At 65.2% G+C, this 20,160-nt stretch carries 18 protein-coding genes; 2 read left to right on the top strand and 16 right to left on the bottom strand.

Annotated elements, in window-relative coordinates; translation table 11 throughout:
* Window position 1 precedes the first annotated feature (1 nt).
* A complete protein-coding gene (locus EDE12_RS00820; protein ID WP_245275841.1) occupies window positions 2-2,281 on the bottom strand; it encodes a TonB-dependent siderophore receptor in 2,280 nt (759 codons plus the stop codon).
* 85 nt (window positions 2,282-2,366) lie between these two features.
* On the bottom strand, window positions 2,367-2,741 hold the full coding sequence (locus EDE12_RS00815; RefSeq protein ID WP_024878464.1) for a hypothetical protein: 375 nt from the start codon (window positions 2,739-2,741) through the stop codon (window positions 2,367-2,369).
* 202 nt (window positions 2,742-2,943) lie between these two features.
* Between EDE12_RS00815 and EDE12_RS00810 the strand changes: the two genes are divergently transcribed.
* Window positions 2,944-3,177 (top strand): AbrB/MazE/SpoVT family DNA-binding domain-containing protein, encoded by a 234-nt coding sequence (locus tag EDE12_RS00810; protein ID WP_024878465.1) that lies wholly within the window; start codon window positions 2,944-2,946, stop codon window positions 3,175-3,177.
* A gap of 17 nt (window positions 3,178-3,194) precedes the next feature.
* Here the strand turns inward: EDE12_RS00810 and EDE12_RS00805 are convergent, their stop codons facing one another.
* The 6 genes from EDE12_RS00805 to rpmH form a co-directional block, all read right to left on the bottom strand.
* Entirely contained in the window at window positions 3,195-3,929 is a 735-nt protein-coding gene (locus tag EDE12_RS00805) for a pyrimidine 5'-nucleotidase (protein ID WP_026599997.1), read from the bottom strand.
* Window positions 3,930-4,034: 105 nt separating this feature from the next.
* Window positions 4,035-4,919 (bottom strand): acetylglutamate kinase, encoded by an 885-nt coding sequence (gene argB / locus EDE12_RS00800; protein ID WP_026599998.1) that lies wholly within the window; start codon window positions 4,917-4,919, stop codon window positions 4,035-4,037.
* A 58-nt stretch (window positions 4,920-4,977) separates the two neighbouring features.
* A complete protein-coding gene (gene yihA, locus EDE12_RS00795) occupies window positions 4,978-5,640 on the bottom strand; it encodes a ribosome biogenesis GTP-binding protein YihA/YsxC (protein WP_026599999.1) in 663 nt (220 codons plus the stop codon).
* A gap of 7 nt (window positions 5,641-5,647) precedes the next feature.
* Window positions 5,648-7,489: a membrane protein insertase YidC gene (yidC, locus tag EDE12_RS00790; RefSeq protein ID WP_026600000.1), complete on the bottom strand. Its 1,842-nt coding sequence runs from the start codon at window positions 7,487-7,489 to the stop codon at window positions 5,648-5,650.
* A gap of 18 nt (window positions 7,490-7,507) precedes the next feature.
* A complete protein-coding gene (gene rnpA, locus EDE12_RS00785; RefSeq protein WP_026600001.1) occupies window positions 7,508-7,906 on the bottom strand; it encodes a ribonuclease P protein component in 399 nt (132 codons plus the stop codon).
* Window positions 7,907-7,942: 36 nt separating this feature from the next.
* Window positions 7,943-8,077 (bottom strand): 50S ribosomal protein L34, encoded by a 135-nt coding sequence (gene rpmH, locus EDE12_RS00780; RefSeq protein WP_024878470.1) that lies wholly within the window; start codon window positions 8,075-8,077, stop codon window positions 7,943-7,945.
* Between the two features lie 597 nt (window positions 8,078-8,674).
* Between rpmH and EDE12_RS00775 the strand changes: the two genes are divergently transcribed.
* Window positions 8,675-9,376, top strand: a complete 702-nt coding sequence (locus EDE12_RS00775; RefSeq protein WP_018266958.1) for a response regulator transcription factor CtrA — start codon at window positions 8,675-8,677, stop codon at window positions 9,374-9,376.
* Window positions 9,377-9,463: 87 nt separating this feature from the next.
* Here EDE12_RS00775 and EDE12_RS00770 read toward each other — a convergent pair whose 3' ends face one another.
* The 8 genes from EDE12_RS00770 to EDE12_RS00735 form a co-directional block, all read right to left on the bottom strand.
* On the bottom strand, window positions 9,464-10,303 hold the full coding sequence (locus EDE12_RS00770) for a protein-glutamate O-methyltransferase CheR (RefSeq protein ID WP_026600002.1): 840 nt from the start codon (window positions 10,301-10,303) through the stop codon (window positions 9,464-9,466).
* A 116-nt stretch (window positions 10,304-10,419) separates the two neighbouring features.
* A complete protein-coding gene (locus EDE12_RS00765; protein ID WP_024878472.1) occupies window positions 10,420-10,785 on the bottom strand; it encodes a response regulator in 366 nt (121 codons plus the stop codon).
* Window positions 10,785-11,327: a chemotaxis protein CheW gene (locus EDE12_RS00760; RefSeq protein WP_026600003.1), complete on the bottom strand. Its 543-nt coding sequence runs from the start codon at window positions 11,325-11,327 to the stop codon at window positions 10,785-10,787. Before EDE12_RS00760 ends, EDE12_RS00765 begins: the two co-directional genes overlap by 1 nt.
* Window positions 11,324-13,876 (bottom strand): hybrid sensor histidine kinase/response regulator, encoded by a 2,553-nt coding sequence (locus EDE12_RS00755; RefSeq protein ID WP_026600004.1) that lies wholly within the window; start codon window positions 13,874-13,876, stop codon window positions 11,324-11,326. The genes EDE12_RS00760 and EDE12_RS00755 overlap by 4 nt, the downstream gene beginning before the upstream one ends.
* A gap of 109 nt (window positions 13,877-13,985) precedes the next feature.
* The gene (locus EDE12_RS00750; protein WP_024878475.1) at window positions 13,986-14,675 is read right to left on the bottom strand and encodes a histidine phosphotransferase family protein; all 690 of its coding nucleotides are present in this window, start codon (window positions 14,673-14,675) and stop codon (window positions 13,986-13,988) included.
* Window positions 14,676-14,936: 261 nt separating this feature from the next.
* Complete coding sequence (locus EDE12_RS00745; protein ID WP_024878477.1) at window positions 14,937-17,063, bottom strand: TonB-dependent receptor; 2,127 nt, start codon at window positions 17,061-17,063, stop codon at window positions 14,937-14,939.
* A 174-nt stretch (window positions 17,064-17,237) separates the two neighbouring features.
* Window positions 17,238-18,557, bottom strand: a complete 1,320-nt coding sequence (locus tag EDE12_RS00740) for a di-heme oxidoredictase family protein (RefSeq protein WP_026600006.1) — start codon at window positions 18,555-18,557, stop codon at window positions 17,238-17,240.
* Entirely contained in the window at window positions 18,554-19,936 is a 1,383-nt protein-coding gene (locus tag EDE12_RS00735; RefSeq protein WP_245275842.1) for an extracellular solute-binding protein, read from the bottom strand. Before EDE12_RS00735 ends, EDE12_RS00740 begins: the two co-directional genes overlap by 4 nt.
* Between the last annotated feature and the right edge of the window lie 224 nt (window positions 19,937-20,160).

The raw sequence follows: 20,160 nt of genomic DNA, 5'->3' as shown, positions 1-20,160 counted from the left end.
CTCAGAAGGTCATCTTCAGCGACAATTCGACCGTGCGCGGCTGGCCGAGCCGCAGCAGCGGCCCCGAGCCGCCCGTCGCCCATTCGACATAAGCGGCGTCGGTGATGTTCTTCAGCATGGCGGTCAGCTTGGCGTTCGGCATTATGCGCCAGGAGAGGCCGGCGTCGAAAGTCGTATAGGCCGGTATGCGCATGGTGTTGGCGTTGTCGGCGAAGCGATCGCCGACGAAGCGCGCCGCGAAGGTCGCCTGCCACTCGGGCAGGAAATCCCAGGTGATCCAGCCATTGGCGATCCAGCGCGCCATATTGGTCGGCCGATTGCCGGCGCGCGACACGCGAAGAGTGGTTCCGGCGATCGTCGCCGCCTCCTCGAAGCTCTCGAATTTCGGATTGATCCAGGCGGCGTTGCCCTGCACGCTGAGATTATCCAACACCTGCACGCCGACATTGGCCTCTATGCCATTCGACGATTGCTTGCCGACATTGACGACATTGTTCGGATTGGCGGGATCGGAAGTGGTGACATTGTTGCGCTCGATGAAATAGCCGGCGAGAGTCGCCGAGCCTCTGCCTTCCCAGAAATCGAGCTTCGTTCCCGCCTCGATCTGCCAGCCGGTGGTGAGCTCGAAATTGCGCATGCCGCCGGCGTTGTTGGTGAGCAGAATGCCGGAGGGAGGATCGGCCGCGGTGCTGTAGGAGACATAGACATTGGCCTCCTTGGTCACGTCGTACATCAGCGCGGCGCGCCAGGTGATCGGCTCGTAGCCTTTGCCGAAATAGGCGGGATCGCCGAAAGGATTGGAGGCGCTCGGCGCGGTCGGAATGCGGTAGTTGAAACGCTCGAGGCTGATCTTCTCCCAGCGCAGGCCGGTGACGAGATGCAACTGCTCTGTCAGCGACAGCCGATTTTCGGCGAAGAGCGCGAGCGTGTAGAGCTTGCTGCGCGCGCCGCCCACATAGCTCGTGGCGCTCGGATTGTCCTGATAGAGCTTATAGGCCCGATAGCCGTAAGGGTCGACAGAATCGACGATCTGACTCGAGGATTCGAGGCTTCCGTTGCGGGTCTGCTCATTGAGCGAATAGTCGACGCCCGCGACCGTTTTCGATTTGAACCCGAGAATCACCGTCTCGTTCGTCGCCTCCAGCCGGTCGCCGATCAGGCTCTGAATATGGCGCGTCGCATAGGATCCGCTGCGGTCGATCAGCGTGTTGGTCGCATTGTAGCGATAGGATTCGACGTCCTGATATTGCCGGTCGGCGCGATAGAGATAGAAAGTGTTTTTGAAGCTCGTCTCCTCGTCGAGCTTGTATTCCGTAATGTCGCGCGCCCACAGCACCTGCTGGTCGAAGACCGGCTTCAGGCTGTTGTAGTTCTTGAAGCGTACGCCCGGATCGAATTTGAGATCGAGCACCGGCAGGCCGAAGGTTCCCCAGGGAATCGTGCCCGTGCCGCCGAGCGGACGCGGAACCGGCGTGCCCCAATAGGCGTCGCGCTGCTCGCTCTGAAACTCCACCGCGACAGTATTGGAGAGGCCGGGCGCGATATCGGTGAGCCAGGAGATGGAGCCGGCGCCGGAATTGTGATTGGAATCCTCGACCCAGCCTTGCGAGCCTTTGTAGCTCAGATCGAATTGCAGCCAATTATTCTCGTCGAGCTGCTTGTTGAAGCCATAGGAGGCGCGGCGGTTGAACCACATGCCGCCCATCAGCAGTGCCTCATTGCGCTCCTCGCCGCGCGTGGCGACCTTGCTGACGTAATTCACCGCGCCGCCGACGGCGCCCTGGCCGTAGAGATAGGAGGAAGCGCCGCCGAGAAGCTCGATACGGTCATAGAGCCAGCTGTCGACCGGACGGCCGGCGATGGCGTCATATTGCACGGTGATGCCGTTGAACATCTGCGTTACCGACGACGCGCCGAAGCCGCGCAGGCTGATCGCGCCGGCCGAGCCCGGCGGGTCGGAGGCGATGACGCCCGGCATGCGCTGAATGACTTCCTGCGTCGTTTGCGCGCCGCGCGCCTCGATCGTCGCGCGATCGACGATGGAGACGGAGGAGGGCGTCTCGCGCGGCGTCAGGCCGAGGCGGCTGCCGGTCTGCGAGGTGACATCGAGCTGCAGCTTGCCATTCGGCGGTTGCAGCTTTCCGCGCGAGGGACCGGCGACGGGGCGATGCTCGCCGGAGATGTCGATGGCGGGCAGGGCTTCCTGCGCAGCGGCGGATGAAAAGACGACGAAAGACAGCGCGCCGGCGGATGCGCCGCGCATGAGGGCGTTGCGAGACATAGGCAAAGACTCCTGGCGCGACGCCACGCAGGCGCGCGCGATTCCGATGGGGAGATGCGGCGAGACAGCCGCGATTCGTTTCGGATCAGGAGAAGGAGGGCGGCGCGCGCGACGACCAGCTGCTGGCCCAGCCGAGCGGCGTCGAGAGCTTTGCGGCGTCCGTGCTGCGCGGCGGCGCGTGCGAATGCAGATCGGCCGCCAGCACGATCGTTGCGGCGTTCCAGATCGCTGCGACGATCGACGCCGCGCTGCGCGCGCCGAGCATGCACAACACGCAATGTTCGCAGGAGGAGTGATCGCCCGACGGACGTTCGCCGCTTTGTCTATTGCAGAGCTCGGACGTCGTCGCATGAGCTTCGGTCCAGCCGGCGACGTCTCGTGTCTGTTCGGCGAGCGTCGGGCCTGCGGCGGCGATGAAACCCTGCAGCATGAGCAGGCAGGCGAGTGCGCGCGCGATCACGCTCGCTCCGAAACGCCGATGTGCCCCCGCTCGCATCATTGGCGCATTGAAGAGAGCGCGCGCGCTACAGTCAAGGCAATGGTAGAAAGAATGCGCGTTCGTTGCGAAAATGTGACAGTTTCTGAACGGGATGGGAAATCGGCATCGACGATGCGCCGCCCCGGTCGTCGGTTTCTAAGATGCAGATACGCGAGGTTTCCCGATGCGAGCGATCGTCGAAAAATGGGGCGACTCCGCGGCTGTGCGCATACCCTCGGCCGTTGTGGAGCAGGCGCGCCTCGAGATCGACCAAGCTGTCCAGGTGCGCGTCGAAGGCGGCCGCGTGGTGATCGAGCCGCTTACGGCGCCCGAATACTCTCTGGATGATCTTCTCGCCGGGGTGACGCCGGAAAACCTGCATGAGGAGGAAAGCTTCGGGCCGCCTGCGGTCCGATGACGACGAAGATCAGGCCTCTACTGGGGTTGTGACGTCGCCGTCAGCCCCTCCAAAAATCCCGCGAGATCATTGGTTGTAAAATCCACATGCGGCTCGCGTCCATGGGCGATCTCCCAGGCTTCGCGCTTCTCCTCATGACCTGCTTCCGGCGTCACCAGCACGGTGGTCATGCCGCGCGCATGGGGGATGACAAGGTTGCGCGCTATATCTTCGAACAGCGCCGAGCGCTTCGGCTCCACGGCATGGCGATCGCAGAAGCGCTCATAGGCCTCCTCATGCGGCTTGGCGATGAAATCGGCCGCGACAATATCGAAGACATCCTCGAAAATATGATCGATGGCGAGCTGCTTCGCCGTGTCGAGCGCATGCTCGCGCGAGCCATTGGTGAGAATGAGCTTGCGGCCCGGCAGCGCCGCGATCGCCGCCGCCAGCGAATGATTGGGCAGCAGCGATGAGCGATCGACGTCATGGACGAATTTCAAGAAAGCGTCGGCGTCGACGCCATGCTCGGTCATCAGCCCGCGTAGCGTCGTGCCATATTGCTTGTAGTAATGCTTCTGCAGTGCGCGCGACGACATTCCGTCGAGGCCGAACAGGCGGATCATGAACAGAGTGATCCGATGGTCGATCTTCGGCCAGAGGTCCGATGAGGCGGGATAGAGCGTGTTGTCGAGATCGAAGACCCATGTGTCGACATGGGCGAAGCGATTGGCGATCGTCAGTAATCGTGGCTGATCGGCGGGCTCTGTCATCGCGCGCTCGTCATCGCGAGCGGAGCGAAGCGATCCAGAGTCGTGAGACGGCTCCTGGATCGCTTCGTCGCTGCGCTCCTCGCAATGACGCGGCCCGTCAATGCGTCACCTCGTGATCAGCGTGCCGGCGCCATGATCGGTCAGAAGCTCGATCAGCACCGCATGCGGCAGCTTGCCGTCGAGAATCACGACGCCTTCGACGCCGCGCTCGATCGCATACATGCAGGTCTCGACCTTGGGGATCATGCCGCCGGTGATGGTTCCGTCGGCGACGAGGCCCGGAATATCTTCGACCTTCAGCTCCTTGATGAGCTGCTTGTTCTTGTCCAGCACGCCGGGAACGTCAGTGAGGAACAAGAGGCGCTTGGCGCCGAGCGCGCCGGCGATGGCGCCGGCGAAAGTGTCGGCGTTGATGTTGTACGTCTCACCGTCGAGGCCCTGCGCGACGGGCGCGAGCACGGGGATCAGCTCGCGGCCGAGCACCTGGTCGAGCACTGTGGTGTCGACCTTGGACACCTCGCCGACGAAGCCGAGATCGATCGCCTTGCCGTCCTCATGATTGGTGCGCGCGAGCTTTTCGGCCGTCACCATGCGGCCGTCCTTGCCGCAGAGGCCGATGGCGCGGCCGCCCTCGGAATTGATGAAGCCGACGATCTGCTTGTTGATATAGCCGGCGAGCACCATCTCGACGATTTCCATCGTCGCCTTGTCGGTGACGCGCAGCCCATCGGCGAATTCGGATTTTATGCCGAGCTTGCCCAGCATGGCGCCGATCTGCGGGCCGCCGCCGTGCACCACGACGGGGTTCACGCCCGATTGCTCGAGCAGCACCATGTCGCGGGAGAAGTCGCGCGCGACCTTGTCGTCGCCCATGGCGTGGCCGCCATATTTCACCACGACGGTCGCCTCGTCATAGCGCAGCATATGCGGCAGCGCCTGCATGAGAATACGTGCTTGCTGGAGCGCGCTGTCGGCCGAATCCTCGGTCATGGGTCCGCCTGTGGTGGGATGAAGCTCGACCCTTTTAGAAAGGACGAGGCTGCAATATTCAAGCGTTTCGTTCGGCCAGCAGCCGCGCGATCCCGGCTCGAAGCTCCGCGACGCCATCGCCCGAGCGGGAGGAGGTGACGGCGAGGCGCGGGAAGGCGGCCGGGCGCTTGGCCAGCGCCGCTTCCACCGCGGCGACAGCGGCCTCGCGCTCGGAGACCTTCAGCTCGTCGTGCTTCGTCAGCACGATCTGATAGGAGACGGCGGCCCGGTCGAGCAGATCGAACATCTGCTCGTCCAGATCCTTCACGCCGCGGCGGCTGTCGATGAGCACGAAGACGCGGATCAGCGAGGCGCGGCCGCGCAGAAACTCTTCCATCAGCCGCGTCCAATTGGCGATCTTCTCCTTGCCGACGGCGGCGTAGCCATAGCCGGGCATGTCGACGAGGCGCAGCGGCTCCGCGCCCGGGGCGGCGCCGAGAGCGAAGAAATTGAGCTGCTGCGTGCGCCCCGGCGTGTTGGAGACGCGGGCCAGCGCCTTGCGGCCGGTGAGGGCGTTGAGCAGGGAGGACTTGCCGACATTGGAGCGGCCGGCGAAGGCGATCTCCGGCGGGCCGATCGGCGGCAGATCGCCGGATTTCGCACTGGCGAATATAAAATCGCACGGGCCGGCGAAGAGCAGCCGGCCCGGCTCTGTGAAATCCTCGTCGCGGGCTTCGGTCAAGGCGGGATCAGGCGGGCTTCTTGAGGAAGGCGAAGGTGTTCTTCAGATTGTCCCACAGCTCGAACTTGACGCCCGCGCGCTTCATGATGACCCATTGCTGCGCCACCGAGAGCACATTGTTCCAGGTCCAATAGATCACGAGGCCGGAGGCGAAGCCGCCCATCGAGAAGGTGAAGATCACCGGCATCCAGCCGAAGGCGATCTTCTGCACCTCGTCGGTCGGCTCCGGGTTCATCTTCATCTGCATCCACATGGAGACGCCCATGACCAGCGGCCAGACGCCGAGCCACAGAAACGAGCCGAACACCGGAATCTGAGTCGGGTCGAAGGGGATGAGGCCGAAGAGGTTGAAGATATTGGTCGGGTCCGGCGCCGAGAGGTCCTTGATCCAGCCATAGAAGGGCGCGTGGCGCATCTCGATGGTGATGACCAGCACCTTGTAGAGCGAGAAGAACACCGGAATCTGCAGCAGAGCGGGCAGGCAGCCGCCGGCCGGATTGACCTTCTCGCGCTTGAACAGCTCCATCTGCTCGCGGCTCAGCGCCTGCTTGTCGTCGCCGTATTTCGCCTTCAGCTCCGCGATCTTGGGCTGAATCGCCTTCATCTTGGCCACGGCCAGATAGCTCTTATTGGCGAGCGGCAGGAAGGCGATCTTGACCAGCACGGTGACGGCCAGAATGGCGAGGCCGAAATTGCCGAGCACATGGAACAGGCCGTCGATGATGCGGAACATCGGCCGGGTGAGGAAGTAGAACCAGCCCCAATCGATGAGCCGATCGAAGAGCTTGATGCCCTGGCCCTCATAGGCGTCGAGCGTGTCGACGACCTTGGCGCCGGCGAAGATGCGCGAGGCGACGGAGCCGGAGGCGCCCGGCGCCACGGTCAGCGGCGCCTCGACCGTATCGGCCTGATAGGCCTTGGTCGTTCCGGCGCCCGAAGCCGAGAAGCGCGCCACCAGCGTGCGGTCCTGCTGCGGCACCAGCACGGCGGCCCAATATTTCTCGGTGAAGCCGAGCCAGCCGCCGGTCGCCTCGAAAGATTTGGTGGCGTGCGGCTCTTTCTCGACCTTCTCGAACTTCAGCTCCTGCAGGCCGGCCTCGCCCAGCACGCCGACGAAGCCCTCGTGCAGGGCCGCATAGCCGGCGCTCTGCAGAGCGCCGATGCGCGAGACGCGCAGATAGGGATAGAGGGTGACGGAACCCTGGCCGTGATTCTCGACGCTGTCGGTCACGGAGAACATATATTGGTCGTCGACCGCGATCTTGCGCTTGAAGACGAGGCCCTGGCCATTGTCGAAGCTGAGCGTCAAGGGCTGGCCGACGGAGAGCTGATCGTGATCGGCGCTCCACAGCGATTCGCTGTTCGGCAGGGCGGGCGGCGCCTGATCCTTGTCGGAGGCGAGGAAGCCCGATTCGGCGTAATAGGGCTGCGGCGCGTTCTCCGGCGAGAGCAGCACGATGATCGGGCTCTTGGGATCGACGGTCTCGTGATAATTTTTCAGCGAGACATCGTCGATGCGGCCGCCCTTCAACGAGATGGAGCCGGAGATGGAAGGCGTGTCGATGGCGACGCGCTTGCTCTCGGCGAGAGCGGCCTCGCGCGTCTTGGGCGCGGGCTTGGCGGCGGCGGCGGTCTGCTGCGGCTGCGCCTGCCGAGCCGCGGGCGCGGCCTTGTCGGCGGGCTGGGCGGCGACCGGCTTTTGCGGCGCGCCGGGCTTTTGCTGCTGCGCGAGCTGCGCCTCTTTCTGCTGCCGATCGAGCTTGGGAAAGGCGTAGAAAAAATCCCAGCCGCCGATCACCAGCATCGACAGGCCGGCCGCTATGAGGACATTCTTGGTATATTCGTTCATGACGCCTGCGGCCTGTCTTTAGGAGTTGCGCCGGTTCCGGCCCTTTTGGCCGGGCCTGAGCTTGGTCAGCCCATCCACGATCTGCGCCGTCAATTCCGAAAAGGGCGCGGTCAACGCGTCGGGTCGGGCGACGAAGACATAATCATAGCCCGGGAGACCGGAAGCGCCGCAGAGCCGCAGCGCCTCCTTGAGGCGGCGCCGAATGCGGTTGCGACCGACGGCGCCGGAGATCTTCTTCGTCACGGTGAAGCCGAAGCGCGGCGCGTCCATGTCGCCGCCCTCCCGCGCCGCCGCCTGCAGCTTGAAGGCGCGCGCGCCGCGGCTCAGCCCGCTCGCGGCGGCGCGCAAAAATTCGCGCCGCTTGCGCAGGCGTCGCGGTTTGGTCTTCCGCGTTTCGTCTGGGATGTTCTCGCTCACGCCTCCCGTCCTCCCTGGCCGAGAAGCCGGCGAAAATCAGGCGGACAGGCGCTTGCGTCCGCGGGCGCGGCGCGCCGCGAGGACATTGCGGCCGCCGACGGTCGCCATACGGGCGCGAAAGCCGTGACGGCGCTTGCGCACCAATTTGCTGGGTTGATAAGTTCTCTTCACCTTGGGTCTCCGCTCGCTCAGGTCGCCGATCGAAGAGCCGTCATCGCCTCGCGCCGACCGCTCGTCATCGGCTGGCCGCCGCCACGGCCCTCGATCTAATTTTGGTCTCGTAGGGCGCTTTTTTCTCGCCCCTGCGGCTGTCTCTTTTCGCCTTTTTCGCGGGCGCGCAAGCCCCCGCACGAAACGCGTCTCTGCGACGCCGCGCCGGCATATAGGAGAAAGCCCGCGCATAAGTCAATCGTGAGCGCTGCGCGACACGGCCGCGCGGCGAGCTTTCGCGAAGCTTTCGCCGCGGCGTTTGCGTAGCCGCGCGCCGCTTCGCAGGCGGGCGGACGGCTTGTATAAACAGAAGGCCGGTCGATTCGTCTCCCTCGAGAGACGCTGTTCCCGGCGCGTCTCGGCGCTTAGCCGTCGACGATTAAGGTTCTGGTTTGCCGCCGGGCCGAAGGTCAGGGTTTGTTAACCATTACCGCTTAGCGTTTCGACAAATAGATATGGATCTTGGCGGGCGGCCGACGAAGCGCGGCGCATCGTCGACGCTCGGGCGACGCGACGACGTCCGGGGGAAGATTTGGTGGAGCTGGGTGGGGACCGAAAATGCGCGTTTTACTGATAGAGGATGACAGCGCGACCGCTCAAAGCATCGAGCTCATGCTCAAATCCGAGAACTTCAACGTCTATGCGACAGATCTCGGCGAGGAAGGCATAGATCTCGGGAAGCTCTACGATTACGACATCATCCTGCTCGATTTGAATCTGCCCGACATGTCCGGCTACGAGGTGCTGCGCACCTTGCGGGTGGCCAAGGTCAAGACGCCGATTCTGATCCTGTCCGGCCTCGCCGGCATAGAGGACAAGGTGAAGGGTCTGGGCTTCGGCGCTGACGATTATCTGACGAAGCCCTTCCACAAGGACGAGCTGGTGGCGCGCATTCACGCCATTGTTCGCCGCTCGAAGGGCCACGCCCAATCGGTCATCACGACCGGCGATCTCGTCGTCAATCTGGACCAGAAGACGGTCGAGGTCTCCGGCGCCCGCGTGCATCTGACCGGCAAGGAATATCAGATGCTGGAGCTGCTCTCGCTACGCAAGGGCACGACGCTCACCAAGGAGATGTTCCTCAATCATCTCTATGGCGGCATGGACGAGCCGGAGCTCAAGATCATCGACGTGTTCATCTGCAAGCTGCGCAAGAAGCTCGCCAACGCCAGCGACGGCCGCAATTACATAGAGACAGTGTGGGGCCGCGGCTATGTGCTGCGCGAGCCGAGCGAAGCGGACGAGCGCATCACCGCCTGACCCATCGGCGAAGACGGCCGCAAGAATCGAAAAGGGGCTCCCTCGGGAGCCCCTTCGCGCGTTCAGAGGGAAGGCCGCGAGCCGCGCTCACGCGCCGATGGCGGCGAGCGGCCGCGGCGAAGGGCGCGGCAGCAGCAGCCAGGCGGCGTCGCTGGCAGGGGTGAGGCCGCCGATGCGCTCGCCGATCGTCTCGGCCGCGCCCAGGACCAGACATCCATTGTCTGCGAGAGTGTCGCGCAGGCGCGTGAGCACGCGGCTTTTCACCGCAGGCTCGAAATAAATGAGCACATTGCGGCAAAAGACGATGTCGAAGGGCGCCTCGCCAGAGAAGTCATCGAGCAGATTGAGCTTGCGGAAGGCGATATTCGCCCGCAGCTCGTCGCGGATCCGCCAGAGGCCGTCCTTCTGGTCGAAATGGGCCAGCAGCCTGCCGATAGAAAGGCCGCGCTGCGCCTCGAACTGGCTGTAGACGCCGCGCCGCGCCGTCGTCAGCGCGGTCTCCGAAACATCGGTGGCGAGAATCTCGACGCTCCAGCCGGCGAGCGCCTCGCCCATTTCGGCCAGCGCCATGGCGATGGAGTAGGGCTCCTGGCCGGTCGAGCAGGCGGCCGACCAGATGCGCAGGCGCCGCGTCTCGGCGCGCCGCGCCATCAGCTCCGGCAGCCAATCACGCTTCAGCCGCTGAAAGGGGACGCGATCGCGGAAGAAGGAGGTCTCATTATTGGTCATCGCGTCGACGACGCGCTGCAGCAGCGCCTCGTCCTCGCGCCGCTCGATGAGGCGCATCAGCTCGGAGAGGTCGCGGCAGTCCTGCGCGCGCATGATCGGCTCCAGCCGGCTCTGCGCCATATAGAGCTTGTCGGCGCCGAGCGAGACGCCGACGAGCGAGCCGATGAGACGGCGCAGCCGCGCGAAGGCGAGGCTCATCGCGCGCCCTCCGCCATATCCGTCGCGCCCGGCCGAAAATGGCGAGGCTCCGCACATTTCCGCATTTCGCCGTCGCTCCCTGAAGAGAGCGCTCCTGTTCCGTCGCGGCCCGCGCCTCAGATGACGCCTATGTCCTCGAGCTTGGAGCGCACGACATGCTGGTCGAAGGGCTTCATTATGTATTCGTCGGCGCCCGCGTCCATCGCCTGGGCGATATAGCTCGCCTCGTTCTCCGTGGTGCAGAACACCACTTTCGGCCCGGCGCCGCCCGGCATCTTGCGCAGCGCGCGCAGGAACTCGACGCCGTCCATCTCTGGCATGTTCCAGTCGAGCAGGATCGCGTCCGGCATGGATTGCTCACAGGCGACCAGCGCCTTGCGGCCGTTCTCCGCCTCCACGGTGGAGAATTGCATCCCTTCGAGAATGCGGCGCGCGACCTTGCGGATGACCGCGGAATCGTCGACGACCAGAATCTGCTTCATCAGTCTACTCCTCGGGATGCGTCTCTCGAATGTCCGTCGCGGCCGCCGCTCTCGCCCGGCCTCGACAGGCGCCTCACCAGCGCCGCTATGTCGAGTATGGGCAGAAAATCGTCGTCGAGCCGGTAGCAGGCGTTGGTGGCGTCGACGAATTGCTGGCCGACATGGGTCGGGCAGAGGATGCGGTCGTCTTCCTCGCAGGTGACGACGTCGCCGGTCTCGTCGATGAGCAGAGCGTAGCGCTCGCCATTGTGCTCGATGCAGACCGCGAGATTCGAATCGGAGTGGTCGCCGTCGTCGATCTCGAGGCAGCGGTCGAGCCGCAGCGCGGTGACGATGCGGCCGCGCAGATTGGCGAGGCCGGCGATCTCGCGCGGGGCCAGCGGAACCGGCGTCACCTGCTCGATATGGAAGATCGTCTTCACGCATTCCACCGGCAGGCCGAAGGTCTGACCGCGCACCTTTATGGTGAAGTTGCGCGACTGCTCCTTGCCCGTATCGCCTTGCCGGCGGCGCCCGTTCGCGTCGCGTTGCGTTTGGGTCATGCGGCGAGCTCCGACATGATGCGCAATTCGAGATCGCGCGGCGCCGTGTCCGTCTTGTCGAGCAGGCGGCCGACGCATTCGATGAGCGCGCGCCGATCGAACTTGCCGGCGACGGCGGCGATGCCGCAGGCCTTCGCCGCCGCGAGCACGCTGGGCGCCGCCTGGGCGGCGAGCGCCACCACCGGCAGCTCGGCGAGGCCGGGCAGCGCATGCAGCGCGCGGGCGAAATTATAGCCGTCCATCTCCGGCATGTCGGTGTCCGTCACCACCGCCTCGACGGACAGCCCCTTGCGCAGGAAGGAGAGCGCTTCCGGCGCCGAGGCCGCGGTCGTCACGTCATAGCCGGCCGAGCCGAGGATCGGCGCCAGCATGTCGCGGAAGAAGGCCTTGTCGTCCACGAGCAGAATGCGATGCCGCTTGTTGACGCCGCGCGCCACGGCGGCCGGGCAGGCGATGCGCATGAAATAGGTGGCGTCCAAAAACTCGACGATATCGCCGCCGAGCTGGATGGAGCCGAGAATATGCGCCGAGCCGCTCTCTCTCTGGAGATCGAGAATCTCGTCGGTGACGTCGATGATGTCCTCGATCAGCAGGCCCATGGACTGGCCGGCTCCCGACAGCACGAGTATGGGATAGGAGGCGCGGTCGAGCGCCATGTCCGTCGTCGCCGGAATGATCGGCAGCAGGCTGTCGCGATAGGCCATGACGAAGGCGCCGTCCGAGGCGATCAGCCGCTCGCGCGGCACATCCTCTATGCGCAGCACCAGCGACAGAGGCAGCGCCTTCAGCGGGCCGGGGCCGGACTTGACGATGATGATGCGCGTCTTCTCCGTGCGCGGAACGAAGACTTCCGGCGTCGTCGCTTCGGCCGGGCGCTCGGCGAGCCGCTGCAGGCCGGCGTGCTCGAGCAGAGCGGCGGGATCGAGAATCAGCACCACCGAGCCGTCGCCGAGAATCGTCTGGCCCGAGAAGACCCCGAGCCGCGCCACCGCGCTCACCAGCGGCTCGATGACGATCTCCTGCACATCGGCGATCGTCTCCACCAGCAGGCCGAAGCGCGCGCTGCCGATGCGCAGCACGACGACGAAGCCGTCGCGCGTCCTCTCCTGCGCCGGGCGGCCGAGGCCGAGCGTCGCGGCGAGATCGAGCAGAGGCAGCACGTCATTGCGCAGGCGCAGCACCGGCGCGTCATGGATATATTGGATCGCATGCTCGAAGCCGCGGCCGACCCCGACCAGCTCGACCACGGTCATCTGCGGTATGGCGAAGCGCGCGCCATTGGTCGTCAAAATCAGCGCCGGCGTGATGGCGAGCGTCAGTGGAATGCGCAGAGTGACGCAGGCGCCGCGGCCATGGCGCGAGGTCAGCGAGACGGAGCCGCCGATCGACTGAATGTTCTCGCGCACCACATCCATGCCGACGCCGCGGCCGGAGACGCTGGTGACGCCATCGACAGTCGAGAAGCCCGGCGTGAAGACCAGCTCGAACAGCTCGCTGTCGCTGAGCTTGGAGATATCGGCCTCCGAGACGAGCCCGATCGCCAAGGCTTTGGAGCGGATGCGCGAGGCGTCGAGCCCGCGGCCGTCGTCGGCGATGTCGATGATGATCTGGCCGGCGTCATAGGCGGCGCGCACCGAGATGACGCCGGTCTCGCTCTTGCCGATGCGCGCGCGCTCGGCCGGGGATTCGACGCCATGGTCGGCGCAATTGCGAATGATATGGGTGAGCGGCGCCCGGATCAGCTCGATCACCTGCCGGTCCAGCTCCGTGTCCGAGCCTTCCGTCGTGATGACGATCTTCTTGCCGAGATCATGGGCGAGATCGCGCACCTGCCGCGGCAGCGTCGAGAATAGCCGCCCGACCGGCTGCATGCGCGCGCTCATCACCGCATCCTGCAGATCGCTGGTGATGTTGGAGAGCGTCTGCACCGTGCTGCTCATGGCCTCGTCGCCGCCCGCCCAGGCGCTCGACAATTCGAGCAGACGATTGCGGGTGGAGACCAGCTCGGAGACGATGCCCATCAGCCGATCGAGCACATTGACCGAGACGCGGACCGTCTCGCCGATATGGGCGACGCCGGCGGAATGCGTCTCGCCCGGCGTCGCAGCGGCGCGGGAGGCGGGCGCAGCGGCGCCGCTCGCCTCGGCGGGGTCGGGCTCTTCCTCGCCGAGGCGGGAGCGGCGCGTCGCCTCTTCCAGAGCGGCGATGAGATCGTCGTCGTCGCCAGCCGGCTCCTCCTCGGAGCGGCCCATTTCGGCGAGAATATCCTTCAGCCGGTCCACGGCCGCGAAGATCAGCGTGACATGCGAGGCGGTCATCGGCGCGCCGTCGCGCAAAGCGCCGATGAGCGCTTCGGTCGAATGGGTCAGCCGGCCGACGCGCGGCAGCTTCAAGAAGCCGCTGGTGCCTTTGATCGTGTGCACATGGCGGAAGAGGCTGGCGATGAGCGCCTGATCGCCCGGGTCCTTCTCGAGACAGACGAGCTCCATCGTCGCCGCATCAATGTGCTCGGCGGTCTCGACGAGGAAATCGTTGAGAAGTTCATCCATGGCGTCGTTCGTCTCTGGCCGCGTGAGCGGCGTCGACGCCATTCTTGACGCATTCTGGTTAAAAGAACTGAAATCCCCGCGCTCGAGGTCGCCTGGCGCGGAGGCTTCCTCAGGCTTCGAGCGCCGCCGGCGTCTCGATCTCCTCCTCCGCCTGCTCGGCGGAAGGGCGGGCGGTGATGGTCACATGCTCCGGCTGCGTGGAGATCACGACGTCGAGCCCGCTCGCCTTGGCGACGAGGCCGGCGTAATAGGCCTGAATGGCGCGCGCGTCGACGACGCCTTCTTCCGGCTCGCCGGCCAGCAGGCCCGGAATCGCCGCTGCGATGCGGGCGTTCACGCCTTTGGCCTCCAAGGTGAAGGAAATATCGTCGCGCTCGCCGGTGGAGACGACGGAGATGACGCCGCCGCGCGGAATCGCCGCATCGGCGATCAGGCAGAGATTGAGCAGCAGCTTCACCTTATTCTTCGACATCAGCACGCGCGGCACGCTCCATTCGAGCTTGGTGCGTTCGTCGGCGAGCAGCTGGCGCGTCACATGCTCGGCGTCGCCGGTGTCGATCTCGGCGCCCTTGGAGCCGGCGGCGCCGAAGGCGAGGCGGCAGAATTGCAATCGCGCGGAGGCTTCCGCGGCGCTGGATTTGATTAGCGCCAGCGCATGGCCGCGCATCTCGGCGTCCTTCTCCTCCTCCAGCACCTCCAGCCCGTTGACGATGGCGCCGACGGGCGAGATCACGTCATGGCAGACGCGGGAGGAGAGAAGCGCGGCGAGATCGAGGGCGTCGAGCGCGAATTTGGTCATGGGGCCATCCGAAGGAGCCGCCGGATCGCCATGGGTCGGCGCCGGCCAGAGCGGGAACGCGGCCGAAACGAATCACCCGCGCCCCTTTTCCCCATTGGTAGCCGCGCCGCGCCCGCTTGCAAAGCGTCGCCGTCGGGGCCGCCGCGCGGCGAGCCCCGCGAGCCGTTGGAGCGCCATCCAATCCGATCGGATCGCGCTCTCGATTCTCGCGGGGGAGCGAATTCTGATCGATCGAACGATTCCGTTCGATCGGCAGGCGCTCTAGAACGTCGCCTTGGCGCCGAGGAAGAAGCTGCGCCCTGCCTCGGGATAGCCGTCGGTGAAGGTGTAGGCGGTGTCGAACATGTTGCGCACGCCGCCTTCGATCTTGAAGTTCGGATGGAGCTGATATTCGGCGGTGAAATTGGCCAGGAAAAACGCGCCGGTCCGATAATAGATCGTCCCCGCCGTGTTCGAGGTCCAGCGATTGCTGTTCATTTCGACATTGGGCGTCAGCGTCAGCCCTTCGAGCGGCCGCCAGCCGGCATAGAGGAACAGCTTGCCATCCGGCACGCCCGTCGGCTGGAAGTTGAGGATGTAAGGCGCATAGACCGAGCGGCGCATCAGCGTCAGATTGCCGCCCAGCGACAGCTCGTCGGAGGCGCGATAATCGACCGAGACTTCCCCGCCCCAGAAGCTGGCGTCGCCGACATTCTGGCTCTGAGTGACGCTCGCGCCATAGGCGGGCGCCGGCACGGATTGGATCAGATTGCGGACGATGGAGTGGAAGGCGTCCAACTGAATGCGGCTGCCCGGCGCGAATTCGCTCGCCCAGCCGAGATCGAAATTGATCGCGCGCTCCGGCATCAGGCCGGGGTTGGAGGTGGCGCCGCCGAAACGCGAGCTGAAACGCTCGAAGATGGTGGGGAAGCGCTCGCGGTCGGAGACGTTGAAATAGACTTTGTTGGTGTCGCTGTAGCGCCAGATCGCCGCGCCCTGGAAATTGGGGGCCTGCACATCCCGCAGCTGATAGCCGATGACGCCCGTGCCGACCACGAAATCATCTGCCTTGCGCAGATGGCGCCAGTCGTAGGCGAAGCCGCCGACGAGATCGATGTCCTTGGTCGGATGAAAGGTGTTCTCGACCGCGATCGAATAAGTGTCTTCCTGCGTGTAGACGACCGGTTGAGTGAAGCAGATGACGTTTATGACGCATCCGGTCGATTTATTGGCGACATTGACGCCGTAATATTCCTGCCAGGTGGCGTGCTCGTCGAAGCGGTAGTGGCCGGCGATCTTCAGCGTGTCGACCTCGCCGAAATCATGCCCGACCTCTATATCGGCCCCGAGCGCATAATCCTGATAATAGCTGCGGAAGGCTTTGGCCGAGGATTGATAGGCGAGGAAGGGGTCGTTGTAGGAGAAGAGGTCGTTGTCGAACTTGCTCCAATAGGCCTTGGTCTTCACATAGGAGGAATCGCCGATCTTGGTGTTGGACAGGAAATAGAGATTCTGCACGCGCCAATAGGGCCAGCGCCAATAGCGCTGGCTGTTCAGCCCGTCGGTGGTGTGATAGGGCGCGCCCTTCTTGCCGTCCTGGCGGATGAAGCTCAGCGAATATTCGTCGGTGTCATTGGGCGTGTAGCCGGCCTTGGCGTTGAGACTCCAATCATAGGTCCCTGAATTGCCGCGGAAGCCCTCGCCTTGATTATTGGTCGGCGTATAGCTTTCCGGCAGCATCCAGCCGCGCAGATCGCGCCAGGAGCCGCTGAGCTGCAGATAATAATTGTCCTGCTTCGTGCCGAGCAGCGCATAGGTCTTTATGCCCTCATAGCTGCCGTCGCGGCCGAATTCGAGGCCGGTGCGCAGCTCGCCCTCTATCTCCTTTGTCGGCTTGCGCGAGACGAGATTGATCTGGCCGCCCATGCCGCCCGGCCCGTCGAGCACCGAGACATAGCCCTTGGCGATCTGCACCGAGGCGACGTCCGGCGTCATGAAGCGCGCGAAGTCTAGCCGATTGTCGGCTGGCAGATAGACGCGAACGCCGTCGATGGTGAGCGGAACCTGCCAGCGGTCGAAGCCGCGTACATAGATGTTCTGCTCATTGCGCGTGCCGCCTGTCGAATTGCTGACGACGCCGGCCGCGAGATTGACGGCGCGATCGAGCGAGTCGCGCTGGAAGGTCTCGTTCTGGCGGTTGCTGATGGTCACGCCGCCATAGGAGTCGGTTTGCTGCAGCGGCGCCGGGCCGTCGTCCTTTTTCTTGTCCGCCGGCGCGCTCTTGCGCTCGGCGCCGACGTGGATCTCGCCGAGATCGAAAGGTTGCGGCTGCTCGGCGAGCGCCGCGCCGCTTGCGATGAGCGCGGCGACGCTGGCGGCGCCCAAGGGCGCCAGTCTGCTTGATTTCATGGTTCTTCCCCCGATAGTCCCGTAGTCCCGACGCCCCCTCCCCAGCCCTCCCCCGCTTCGCGGGAGAGGGAGCAGATTCCGCGCTTCATCGAGAACTCGCGCCGCGCTGCCCGCTTCCCTCTCCCGCCATTGGCGGGGGACGGTGAAGGAGGGGGCCTTTGCGAATGGTCGCCATTAGAGCGACCCCAAAAATGTGAGCAGCTCTCCCCGCTCCTCGCGCGTCAGGCTGCGAAACCGCTGCGCTGCGCCCTCCGCCTCTCCGCCGTGCCAGAGGATCGCCTCTGTGACGGTGCGGGCGCGGCCGTCGTGGAGAAAATCCACGGGCGTTCCAAAGCGGCCGGCAAGGCCGAGGCCCCAAAGCGGCGGCGTGCGCCAGTCGCGCGGGCCGGCTTCGAAATCCTCGCGTCCGTCGGCGAGCCCTTCGCCCATGTCGTGCAGCAGAAGATCGCTATAGGGATGAATTTCGGTCCCGCTCAGCCAGGGCGCGAAGCCGACCGGGCCGAGCTTCATCGTCTCGCGATGGCAGGCGGCGCAGCCGATCTCGCGGAACAGCGCCTCGCCTTTGGCGACGCGCGGATCGTCCTGATTGCGGCGAGCGGGCACGGCGAGGCCGCGCATATAGGCGAGCGAGGCCTCGAGCCGCGTGTAGGTCAGCTCGATCTCGTGTCCCGCCGCCGCGCGGCATTCCGGCTGCACAGCGGTGCAATTGGGCTCGGGGAAGAGATAGGAGGAGACGCCGATGTCCTCGGCGAAGGCGTTGGCGATTTGCTGCCGCAAATCCGGCTGATTGGCCTTGAGGCCGAAGCGGCCGAGCGCCATGCGGCCGGCCGCCATGTCATAGACATGGTTCGGCCGGCCGCGGCCCTGGCCCACCGCATGGCGTGTTATCTCATCGTCCGGCACGGCCTCGAGCAGGCCGAGGCCGAACACCGGCGGCGCATTGCGCAGCGAGATCCGCACATTGTCGCCGAGCGGCCCATAGGCGAGATCGCGAAAGGAGAGGTGCGGACGACGCAGCGAGACGGTCTCTCCGTCTGCCAGCCGCGTCTCGATCTCGTCGAACGTCACGATCGCGCGGCCCTCGCCCGGCACGCCCGGATTGCCCTCTGGATTGAGCTGCCCGCCATAGGCCGGATGGGGCAGGGGGCCGCCATGGGCGTCGCGGCCGGGCAGTCCGAGCCGCACCACCATGGCGCGGGCGATGCCATTCTCCGGGTCCGGCGCCGGGCCGCGGCCGTTCTTCACATGGCAGGCGATGCATGAGAGCCGATTATAGAGCGGTCCCAGCCCTGTGATCTCGGTCTGATCCTGCGAGGGGCCGATCACCCAGGCCTGATGGAACAGCGCGCTTCCCTGCCGGAAGCCGCGCAGAAAACCCTCGTCCAGCCCGGCCAGGGGCCGGGAGAAAGCGTCGCCGTCGAGCTTGGGGTTCTCATAGGGCGCGCCGGCGGAGAGAAAAAGCAGCGCGAAGGGAAGGAGAAGCCGCCGCCTCACAGACGCTGCTCGGCGGAAGCGACAAGGCTCAGCGCCTCGGCTCGGGCCGATGAAATTTCTGCGCGCCAACGGGCGGCGAGGTCGCCGTCCTTCAGCTCGCGGCTGGAAAAACGATCGAGAAATGCGGAATCTTTCGCCTGGGCCTCAGAAATAGGCGTAAAGCCGGCGAGCTTGCGCGCCTTCGCCACAGCGGCGGCGCCTGCAGAGTCGGGGGCGGCGGCGAGCCGCGCCTCGGCGGCGTGTATGGCGCGCCAAAGGCGCTGTGTCTCGGCGTGGCGCTCGGCGATGGCGAGGTCGAACATCACGCTGACCGCGCCGGGCCGCCGCCGGCCGATCTCGGCGTCATAAGGATAGAAGGTTCCCGGCGGCAGGGCGAAGGGATCGACCACCGCCGCCGGCTTGCCGGCATAGGCGTCGGGCCGGGCCGGATGGCGGCTGCTGTCGGCCTCCATCATCAGCTTCTGCCCCTTGGAGGAGAGCGCGAAATCCACGAAGGCCTTGGCCGCCGAAAAACGCTGCGTGCCCACCGTGATGGCGATATGGGCGGGCAGAAAGGCGGTCTTCTCCGGATAGATGAAGGCGAGCTTCTCGCCATTGGCCAGCGCATTGAAGGCGAAGAAGTCGATGGTGAGGCCGAGCGCCGCATGGCCGTCCTTGACGCTCGCCGTCGGGCCGGAGCCGGAGCCCAGCAGCTCCGCGCCGCCGGCGATTTCCGCCAGCAGCGCCCAGCCGCGCTCCCAGCTTTCCGACTGCAGCACGATGTCATAGAGCGCCGGCGAGAAGCCCACCTTGGCCGGAATCGGCATGACAATGCGGCCGGCATAGGCGGGGGAGGCGAGGTCGCTCCAGCTCTTTGGCGGCTTCAGCCCGTCGCGCGCGAGCGCGGCCGGATCGACCACGATCCCATAGCCGGCGACGTCATAGGCCTCGAACAGGCCGTTCGGGTCGGAGAGGAGCTGATCGCCGAGCCGGCCGGGCAGAGCGGCGCGATCGACCGAGAATTTCTGAAAGGCGCCGCGGTCGCGCAATATAGGGAAATTTCCGAGAGCGGGCGCCCAATAGACATCGGCGCCGCCCTGGTCCTTGTCGCTCAGCAGCGCGAGCGCGTCGCGCGACTGCTTCCAGACGAATTGGACGTGAACGCCGGGATAGAGCTTCTCGAACTCGGCCTCATAGCGCGTCGTCAGCTCTTCCGGGAAGGAGGTGACGACGACGAGGCGCTCGTCCGCCGCCCGCGCGGGCCTGCCGAGCAAAGCGACGCCGAGCGCGGAAGGGATCGCCGCCAGCACATTGCGGCGGCTAGGAAGAAGGGCGAGGCGACTCGCTATGTCGAGGCGATACATAATGAAAACATAAAAGCGCCGCCGCGGGCGTGTCAATCGACGCGAGCGCTCATTTTATCGGCGGGCAGCCCGCCGATTGATCTTTCTACCAGCGATAGAGAATTCGATTGTCATACCCGATCCGCTTGATTGGTTCGGTGTCATTCCCGACGCTCGCAAAGCGAGCGATCGGGAATCCAGAGCAAAACCAGCGCTTTTGTGGCTCTGGATTCCCGGTCGGGCTTTCAGCCCGCCGGGAATGACAAGCCACAATGCGAGCG

This window comes from Methylosinus sp. sav-2, assembly GCF_004366495.1.
Classification (GTDB): Bacteria; Pseudomonadota; Alphaproteobacteria; order Rhizobiales; family Beijerinckiaceae; genus Methylosinus.
The sequence above is the reverse complement of the archived record's forward strand: the minus strand, read 5'-3'. Positions and strand labels throughout refer to the sequence as shown.